This window comes from Microbacterium sp. B24, assembly GCF_000333415.1.
Taxonomy (GTDB): domain Bacteria; phylum Actinomycetota; class Actinomycetes; order Actinomycetales; family Microbacteriaceae; genus Microbacterium.
This window is the reverse complement of sequence record NZ_BADB01000358.1, coordinates 1-2,159: the sequence shown is the minus strand read 5'-3', so window position 1 is coordinate 2,159 and position 2,159 is coordinate 1. Positions and strand designations below refer to the sequence as shown.

At 68.8% G+C, this 2,159-nt stretch carries 4 protein-coding genes and 1 pseudogene; 2 read left to right on the top strand and 3 right to left on the bottom strand.

Annotation, left to right across the window (positions count from 1 at the left end; genetic code table 11):
• Positions 1-11: 11 nt before the first annotated feature.
• Complete coding sequence (locus I5I_RS09165) at positions 12-212, bottom strand: hypothetical protein (RefSeq protein WP_036318546.1); 201 nt, start codon at positions 210-212, stop codon at positions 12-14.
• Between the two features lie 116 nt (positions 213-328).
• On the opposite strand from I5I_RS09165, the gene I5I_RS09160 reads away from it, so the two are divergent.
• A complete protein-coding gene (locus tag I5I_RS09160; RefSeq protein WP_239640071.1) occupies positions 329-925 on the top strand; it encodes an alpha/beta fold hydrolase in 597 nt (198 codons plus the stop codon).
• Between the two features lie 101 nt (positions 926-1,026).
• Here the strand turns inward: I5I_RS09160 and I5I_RS09155 are convergent, their stop codons facing one another.
• Positions 1,027-1,593 carry a type 1 glutamine amidotransferase domain-containing protein gene (locus tag I5I_RS09155; RefSeq protein ID WP_036318545.1) on the bottom strand — a complete coding sequence of 189 codons (567 nt, stop codon included), beginning with the start codon at positions 1,591-1,593 and terminating at the stop codon, positions 1,027-1,029.
• Positions 1,594-1,658: 65 nt separating this feature from the next.
• On the opposite strand from I5I_RS09155, the gene I5I_RS17125 reads away from it, so the two are divergent.
• Entirely contained in the window at positions 1,659-1,802 is a 144-nt protein-coding gene (locus I5I_RS17125) for a hypothetical protein (protein WP_155947569.1), read from the top strand.
• 48 nt (positions 1,803-1,850) lie between these two features.
• Here I5I_RS17125 and I5I_RS09150 read toward each other — a convergent pair.
• A pseudogene (locus tag I5I_RS09150) lies at positions 1,851-2,159 on the bottom strand (MFS transporter); the annotation flags it as partial.

Sequence of the window (2,159 nt, the reverse complement as noted above, 5' to 3'; positions counted from 1 at the left end):
GCTCCGCGGTGTCAATTCGACGGGTTCCGCACCACGACGCGCTGCGGGTCGTCGGGTACCTCGGTGATTCCGCGGGCGTGCGCGACGGCATGGGTGCCGCCCGTCGTCGCCGCCGGTGCAGCATCCGCTGTCGACGAACATCCGCCGAAGGCGATGATGGCGGTCACCATGACGGCGAGGGCGGGCAGGGATCGTCGAGCGGGGGAGCGCATGGGGCTTCGCTTTCGTCGGACCGCACCTTCAGGGTGGGTGCGGATGAGGTATGGCTTACCTAACTATGCTCATGTCCGCGGGGTGCGTGCAAACTCGCCGCCTAGGATGGGGGATCGTGAGTGAGAACCAGCGACAGATCTTGGATGCCGACGTCCGCGACATCAGCTACCTCGACGAAGGCACCGGGCCCGCCATCGTTCTGCTGCCCGAAGCCGGACTGGACTTCGCCTACTTCGGCGCTCTGGCGAGCATCCTCGTCGAAGAGGACTTCCGGGTGGTGCGCATCGCCGCGCGACGCTCCGACGCGCAGACGCTGCACGAGCTCGCCCAGGACGTGGTCGACGTCCTGGAGCACCTGGGCATCTCGGAGGCATGGATCGGCGGGCACGGATTCGGCGGCGCTGTCGCGCGGACCGTCGCGATCGACCATCACGAACGAGTGAGCGGCGTGCTGCTGCTGGGTGTCACGCGTGACGCTCCGTACGGTGAGGATTTCGACGCGGAGGTGCGTGCCGTCTTCGGTGACTCGTTCTCGCCGCAGGCCGATGTGCGCCGGGTGCAGGCGGACGCGCTCGCGGCGACGGCTGCCGAGGCGTGGCAGCCCGTCGCGGACGCCACTCCCGTCCTCATCGTCCAAGGGACCGCGGATCGCGTCACGCCGGTCGAGCCGGAGAGGCACTACGTGAGACCGCGCCGGGGCTGGTCAGCGTGAAGGCGGTCGATGGCGCCGGGCACTTCTTCCCACTGACCCACCCCGGCGAGACGTCGTGGTTCATCGAGGACTACCTCGACTGGGACTGAAAAGCGTCCCTTTCAGGCCGTCTGGCCGTCGTGCGTGCCTTCGCCGATCTCCTCGACGAGCTTCGCGGTGAAGGCGGGCAGATCGTCGGGCGTGCGGCTGGAGAGGAACCCCTCATCGACGACGACGTCCTCGTCGACCCACGACGCGCCCGCGTTGGTCAGGTCAGTGCGAAGGCTCGGGAAACTCGTCATCGTACGACCCTCGACCACCCCGGCTTCGACCAGCAGCCAGCCTGCGTGGCAGATCGCGCCGACGGGCTTGCCCTGCGCGAAGAAGTCGCGAGCCAGCCGCACCGCGGCCTCGTCGAGGCGGAGGTTGTCGGCATTGACGACGCCGCCGGGCAGGACCAGGGCGTCGAAGTCGGCGGCGTCGGTCTGCGCCGTCGTCCTGTCGACATGCTGGCGGTGACCATTCTTGCCCTCGATGTCTCCAAGGGCGGGCGAGATCATGACGGCCGTGGCTCCGGCATCCGTCACCGCCTGCCAGGGGGCGGTCAGTTCGCTGTCCTCGAAGCCGTTCGTCGCGATGAATGCCACCGTCTTGCCGGCGAGTTCGTCTGTCTGCGTGGGAGTGCTCATGTCATCGACGCTACGGATGCCGCCTCGGCCGCGCCCGGGGGTTGACATCGACGTAAGATCGACGCATGACCACTTCGAATCAGCCTGAGGTCTCCGTCGACGCTGACGCTTCGAGCGCGAAGGGCGTCACGACGCTTCTGCCGCTCGTGGACGCGAGCGTCGACGCCTCCGCGTCGTGCTGCGGTGGCGGGGCCTGTAGCATCGGCTGACGGACGGGCCTCCGCCCTCGGCGCCTGCGCCGGTCGGCGTGAGTCTCCTCAGTGCGCGGAGACACCCTCCGGTGCATCATCCGGCTTGCGGATGAGGACGGCGCTGATCAGCAGGGGCGTCCCGATGATCGCCGCGAGCAGGAAGGCCGCTCGGGCACCCGCTGCCCCGGCCGGCGCGTCGGCCGCTCCGCTCTGCGCCGCCGCCGCAGCCACAGACGACATCACAGAGATCAGCAGGGCGATCCCGGCCGCACCGGCGACCTGCTGGATGGTCGAGACCATCGCGCTGCCGTAGGAGTAGAACCGCGGCTCCAGCGAGCCCAAGGATACTCTAGAGGTCCCCGGGACCGGCTGAAT